The 6,487-nt window shown below is 67.9% G+C and carries 3 protein-coding genes; all 3 read left to right on the top strand.

All coding sequences use genetic code 11. The annotated features are described in order from the left end of the window. Positions 1-267 precede the first annotated feature (267 nt). The 3 genes from QM621_RS13565 to QM621_RS13555 all read left to right on the top strand — a co-directional run bounded on the left by QM621_RS13565 (position 268) and on the right by QM621_RS13555 (position 6,479). Positions 268-2,250 carry a serine/threonine-protein kinase gene (locus QM621_RS13565; RefSeq protein ID WP_414990921.1) on the top strand — a complete coding sequence of 661 codons (1,983 nt, stop codon included), beginning with the start codon at positions 268-270 and terminating at the stop codon, positions 2,248-2,250. A 108-nt stretch (positions 2,251-2,358) separates the two neighbouring features. Beyond that, positions 2,359-5,058 (top strand): hypothetical protein, encoded by a 2,700-nt coding sequence (locus QM621_RS13560; protein WP_414990920.1) that lies wholly within the window; start codon positions 2,359-2,361, stop codon positions 5,056-5,058. Further along, positions 5,055-6,479, top strand: coding sequence for a hypothetical protein (locus QM621_RS13555; RefSeq protein ID WP_414990919.1), 1,425 nt, complete (start codon positions 5,055-5,057; stop codon positions 6,477-6,479). Before QM621_RS13560 ends, QM621_RS13555 begins: the two co-directional genes overlap by 4 nt. Positions 6,480-6,487: the final 8 nt, after the last annotated feature.

The following is a 6,487-nucleotide window of genomic DNA, read 5'->3' as shown; positions in this document are numbered from 1 at the left end:
TTCGCCTCTTCCGTAGACAACACACGCGACATGACTCAAACCCTCCAATAGAAGAAATGTGAAACCCCACACACCCCCGAGACGAACCACAACCTAGTCGACCCCCCAACCACACCGCAACCACCCCACCGAGCTCTCCTCCAACACCCAAACGAGAACCACCAAGTCAGTTTCCTCGTCTCAGCAGGCTTTCTGCGGCTGTCAGTCAGTAGTCTTCGGTCGATGAGGTGAGGTCTGCCGAAGGTGCTGGCCTTGGGAGGGATGGGCATGTCGCGGGTGGAGCCGGGTGCGCCGTTGGGCGCGTCGTATCGGTTGGTGGAGTGGCTGGGCGCTGGCGCGGCTGGTGATGTGTGGCGGGTGGAGTCGACGGCCGAAGACACGTCGTTCGCGGCGAAGATCCTGAAGGCCGAGCACGCGAACGATCCTGCGATCGTCGAGCAGTTCATCCGGGAACGGTCGGTGCTGTTGGGGTTGCGGCATCCGGGGATTGTGGCGGTCCGCGACCTCGTGGTCGAGGGGTCGGTCCTCGCGATCGTCATGGACTACGTGGCGGGTGGTTCCCTGCGTGATCTTCTGGAACAACGGTCGACGCTGGCACCCGCTGAGGCGTTGTCGCTGCTGTCGCAGGTGTTCGCTGGTCTGGCTGAGGCGCACGCCCGACAGGTCACACATCGGGACGTCAAACCGGACAACGTGTTGCTAGCGTCGGCGCCGGAGCCGGGCGGCCAGACGGTGGTGCGGGTCGTCGACTTCGGCATCGCGTCGGTGATGAGCGAGCGGAAGCGGCACACCACGGGCATTCTGGGCACGCCGCACTACATGGCTCCCGAACTCATCAGCCACGGCCAGGCGGGTCCGGCCGTCGACGTGTACGCGGCGGGCGTGACGCTGTATGAGTTGCTCGCCGGGCGGACGCCGTTCGCTGACGGGGGCGGCACGGATTTCACGGTCGCGTATCGACATGTCACGACGAAACCGCCTCGGCTGGATCTGCCCGAGCCGCTCGCGGACTGGGTCGAGACGTTGCTCGCGAAAGATCCGCGTGAGCGGCCGTCGGCGGGTGAGGCGGCCGTGCAGGCACGACGTCTGGCATCGGAGTACGGGGCTCTTCCCGCGTTGTCTCCTTCACCGGCTGTCACGGAGTTCGAGGAGATGGACCGTCCGGCGACGATGCTGCGAGGTGAGACGCCTTCCACGGACGACACCTCGTCGGGGTATGTCTCGCCTCTGGCCGAGACAGTGCCGGAGTTGGGCGAGTCGCATCAGGCGACGATGCTGCGTCCGGCGCCGAAACCGTCGAGGCCGTCGACGCCACGCCCGGCCGAGGTCGACGAGCCCGAAGAGGGCGAGCAGGGCTTCTTTCGACGGTTCAACCGCACCTCGCTGCTGTTGGCGGGCGCCGGTGTTTTGTTGGTGGTGGCTCTGGGCGTCGGTCTCGTGTGGCTGTTCGGTGGCGGCTCAGACCAGGACAAGGAGGCCGCGACGAACCGGTTGGAAGCCTCGCAGCAGGATCAGCCGCTCCCCACCGGGCTGTCGGTGTCCCGCTCGGCCAGCTACGACCCGGCCGCCGAGACTGTGACGGTGGAGTTCACCTATACGGCGCAGAAGGCCCCGCTGTCTGGACCGTTCCTCGAGGTGGTCCCCGCGTTCGGCGAGGGGTCGGGGTGCCCGGCGGTCGCGTGGGACCGGGTCGACGCAGGCAAACACCAGGCGTCGAGCGGAGTGAAGGCGACCTGCGGGTGGAAGCTCGACAACATTGAGATCCCCGCGAACGGGAAGGTCACGTTCACCGGCACGACGTCGGCGGTCGTCGCGGACATCACCGAGTTGGACGCCTGGATCACCGAGGCCGCAACTCTCACCCAGGAAGCCCTCACCGACGGTGGGGCGACGTCGACGGAGTACCCGGCGCAACGAATCCAGGGAGTCGATCTGGTGGTTCCGCCGCGGACGGTCAGCCAGACAGCGTTGCCGATCACGGTGGTGCCGGTCTGGCCGAGCGGACCGGATGAGTTGAATCCTCTCTACCAGAGCCCGTCGACGGGAGCCCCGACGCAGATGCTGCGACAGATCGCGGGAGAAGAGGGCGGTGTCCGTTTCTCGGACAGTTGTTCAGGCGCGGTGGCGGTGTCCTCGGACGGTCTGACCGTCACGACCCTCTCGCCGACGTCGGCATGTCAAATCCATGCGTCGATCGGCAACTTCACCGACGTTCAAAGCTCGCCGTTCAGCATCACGACGCGCGAATAGACGCCCGGTCGTTCTCGGCTAGACTGCTCCGCGGCACCGGGGGGTGCGTCTCCCCGATGCGGGACTGCGTGATGCCTGACAGAGCGAGCGATTCTGAGGGGACACGTCATGCGGTCACGGGTGGTTCTTCGCAAGCGGGCCGAGCGGGCGGCGGTCGTCACGACCGCTTTGGCGCTGCTCGTCATGGCCGGCTGCTCGATCTTCGCCCCGACGCCGCCGAGCCCGTCGCGTGTTCTCCAATCGGTCGACGTGGTGCTCGACAGCGACGGAGCGATCTCAACGATCGAGGGATCGGCGGTCTACGTCGACGAGATGTCCGGGGAGACACGCAGCGAGCTCACCGACTATGACGCGGCCGAGGTGGTCGACGACCTGCCAGTGCGGGTCACCACGGAGTACCGCAGCGACGAAGGCGCCGGCTCGGACTTGGAAGACCTCGCCGGCTACACCGGCCGTGTCACCATCGAGATCCAACTCGAGAACCTCACCGTCGCTCCCGCCGAGGTCACCTACGACGCGGCCGGGCAAGCGCACAAGACGCCAGCGTTGATCGGCACCCCGCTCAGCATCGCCGCGTCCACGACGTTGAAGGGGCTGCGCCCGTCCGACCTCGTCTTGTCCGACGGCGAGCAGGGCACCACGGGAGTGGTCAGCGCCACGCCCGACGGAGGCTCGGCGGTGCAGTGGGCCGCGCTCTTGGCCCCGCCGCAGACTGAGGCGACCGCGAGGTTCACGCTCGTCGCCGACGTCGACGATTTCGAGGTGCCGGACTTCGACATCGCGGTGCAGGCCGGACTCCACACAGATCTGTCCTTCGACGGCGTCGTCTCCTCGGCGTTCGGGACTCCCGCGACGTCAGAACTGGTGTTGCAGCAGCGGGCGATCGGACTGGTCGCCGACGTGAACGACGTCCTCTACCGGGCTGGCACCACGATCAACGAGGTGCGGACCAACCTCGACGACACGTCGAAGACGCTCGGCCAGCGGGCCGCGCAACGCCTGCAGGACAGCACCCAGTCATTGACCAGCGAGATGCAGGCGCTCGGAATGCAACTGACCGCCCTCGACTCCCACCTCGCCGGCACCGTGTCGACCACCCAATCGCAGATGACCTCACAACTCACACAGATCGTGACGTCGATGCACGCCATGCTCGGCGACACCACCGGCACAGTTCCCGATCTCGGCGGTGACGGTTGCGCCGCGCAGGTGTCCAGCAGCGGCGAGGTCAGCACCGTCTACCAGATGTTCCTTCAACTCGCCGGTCAGCTCAACGGATACGCCGACGCGAGCGAGGCGTGCAAGGTGAACATCCTGGCCGAGATCACCAACACGCTCGGTCCGGCGTCGCCCGACCAGAACGTGTGCGCCGGCGACGCGGAGGACTCCGCGACCTGCGCGCTGTTCCGAGCGAAGCAGACCGTGCTCTCCTCGACCGTCGACCTCGTCGCGATGGGCGAGAACCTCGTCACCGCTCTCGGCGGCGACAAAGTGCGCGACGCGCGAGCGACGCAGAGCGCCCTCCACACCGAGATCGGGCTTCTGGAGAGCACCCTCGGCGCGTTGAACCCGAACGGCTCCGCGACGACCGTGCAAGCCGAGCTCACCGCGCTGCTGGACTACCTGGACACCGCGGCCGACTCGGTCAGCGCGATCTCCGACATCCGCGACGAGGCGTTGACCGCCCGCGACGCCCTCGAACCGGACGAGCCAGTCGCGCCGTCACACGCCGCGCTCGCCGACGACATCTGTGATTTCGTGGGCGACGAGCTCACCCAAGACGAGGCCGACCCCGTCCTCGACCAGATCGTCTCCGCGTCGTGGTGCGACGACCGTTCCGACCCCGCCACCGCCGAGGTCGCGTCCGGCTCGCTCGAGGCGAACCGTCGCGCCCAGATCGCCCACTGGGACAGCATCGCCACACTCGTCGACCCAGCCGAGCCAGGCTCGGCCGTGCAGCAGTTGGACGAGGTCCTGTCGGAGATCGAGGACCGGGTGAACGCCGCGCTGACCCAGGCGAACACGAGCGGAACCCCCTCGGGCCCCTTGGCCATCGACATCGCCGGCCTCCTCGCCCTCGTCACCAACGCGAAGACGCTGAGCGAGGACCTCGACACGAAACTCGGCGAGGCGGAGACCCAGCAGGACGCGCTCGACCAGGCCGTCCGAGACGGGTTCAACAACGCCGCCGACGAACTGGGCGACGAGGCGGGCTCCGACCTCGACGAGGAGATCCTCCGAGTCACCAACCGCGCCGACCTCGGCAAGACCCACATCGCCGCCTCCTTCACGAACACCGTCAACCAGCTGCGAGGAAGCTCGACGACACTGGTCGACGAGGCCAAAGCGGGCATCGAGTCGCAGAAGAGCGACCTCGAGACGACACGGACCTCCGCGGTCAACACGCTCGACGAGCGCACCACCTCCGCGTTGAGCAACATCAACCAGGCCACCGCAGGCGCGACCACCGACGTCGAGGCCGCTTCGGCGCTGCTCTCCGACAGTCTGAGCCGTGTCCTCCTCGACTTGGGCGACCCCAAGGTGCAGGGATCGGGCATCCTCGGCTCGATGACGGCCAGCGCCGCCAAGTCCGGCACCGCCGACTACCAGCTCGCCCTCGCCTCACAACACGCCGCCGGTTTCGCCAACGTCAGGTCCGAGGACATCGCGGGCATCCTGCTGCGACAGGCCCAGTTCAGGGCCGCGCTCGACTCGGCGAACTACTTCCCGCCGTTCCACCTGGAGATCCCCGAAGGCGCGACCTCGCAGACGATCTACGCGTTCCGGCTCAGCGGCGGTGACGCATGAGCGGCGCCGAGACGACTGACACCGACGCCGTCGAGACCCAGACGACCGACGACGAGTCCGGCGCCTCTCTGTGGACCCGCAAGAGAACGCTGCTGTTGAGCGCTCTCGTCGTGCTCCTGGTCGTGATCGTCATCGCAGTCTGGACGATCCGCGTGATCTCCCAACCTGATCCCGACCCGGTCGCGGTGACGGTGTCCATCCCGATCGAGGGCGTCAAGGTCCCCGACGAGACGAAGATCGGCGTCGTCGTGTCGCATGGCTCCGGCGCCACCGAGGGGAGCCAGTGGAGCGGCGCGGCCGAGGGAGTCGTCGTGGCACAGGAACGCCTACGGCTCGGCGGAACCGACGTCGAGGTGATCGTCGAAGACGACCACGGCACCGCGGCCGGCGCCGAGCAGTCCGTCCAGGCGCTCATCGACGAGGGAGTCTCCGGCATCGTCTACGCGAGCTCCGGCGAGCACATGGACGATAGCCTCGCCGCGGCCTCTGACGCCGACGTCCCCGTGGTGCTGCCGTACGCGCCGGTCCCCGACAAGGCCACGGGAGCGTGGACGCTCGCGCCGTCCGGCGAGGCGATCACGACAGCGATCGACGACGAGCTCCAAGAGTTCGAACGCCCCCTCCACATCGACGCCGGCGAGGACCTCCCTGCCGGGGCGGACGTCGAGGACCGGGTCGCGTTCACCTCCGGAGGGGACACCGCGGCCTTCACCGAACAGGTCGCGCTGCTCACCGGGACCGACCCGCTGGAAGGCGGCGCCTACGCGCCCGGAGCCACCGACGAAGACGAGTTCGAACCCATCGACGACCCCGCTGACGTGCTGGTCATCACCGGCCACCCGGTCGAGCAGGCGAACGTGGTCTACGCCTTGCAGACCAGGAACATCTCGACACCGATCCTGCTGACCCCGTCGGCGACGAGTCCGGTGTTCGCCGCGATGCTCTCCGCGCAGGGAGGAACCGCGTCGGCGAAACTCCGCACCGTCGGGATCGACACGGGCGACGCGGTGGCCTTCGACCAGTCTCCCCAAGGACGGGCCATGTCGGCCTACCTCGCCGCGCTACGCCAGTTCTCACAAGACGACAAGCTGACCAACCTGGCCGACGACACCGCGTTCGTCCAGGTCGCAGGCGACGCCGACATCCGTGCGCACGACGCCCTGCTCGCCCTCGTAAGGGCGGTCTCGGACGCGGGCGACACCGACCCTGTCGAAGTCGGCGGCGCGCTCGAAGAGCTGCGGCTCGTGTCCGGGGACGGCATCGCGGGACCAGAACTCGACTTCTCCCAGCCGTCCGCGGCAGGCGACGACGTCCACGTCCTGTACGCCACGGCGCAGGACCTCGGACTCCGGCCGACCGAGCCGGCCTCGACGGGCGGCCAGCAACTCTCGCTGGTCTGGTTCGCCGAACCAGCACAGTGACAGCGGAA

Origin of the sequence: Aeromicrobium sp. (genome assembly GCF_047606445.1) — a bacterium.
Classification (GTDB): domain Bacteria; phylum Actinomycetota; class Actinomycetes; order Propionibacteriales; family Nocardioidaceae; genus Aeromicrobium.
The sequence above is the reverse complement of the archived record's forward strand: the minus strand, read 5'-3'. Positions and strand labels throughout refer to the sequence as shown.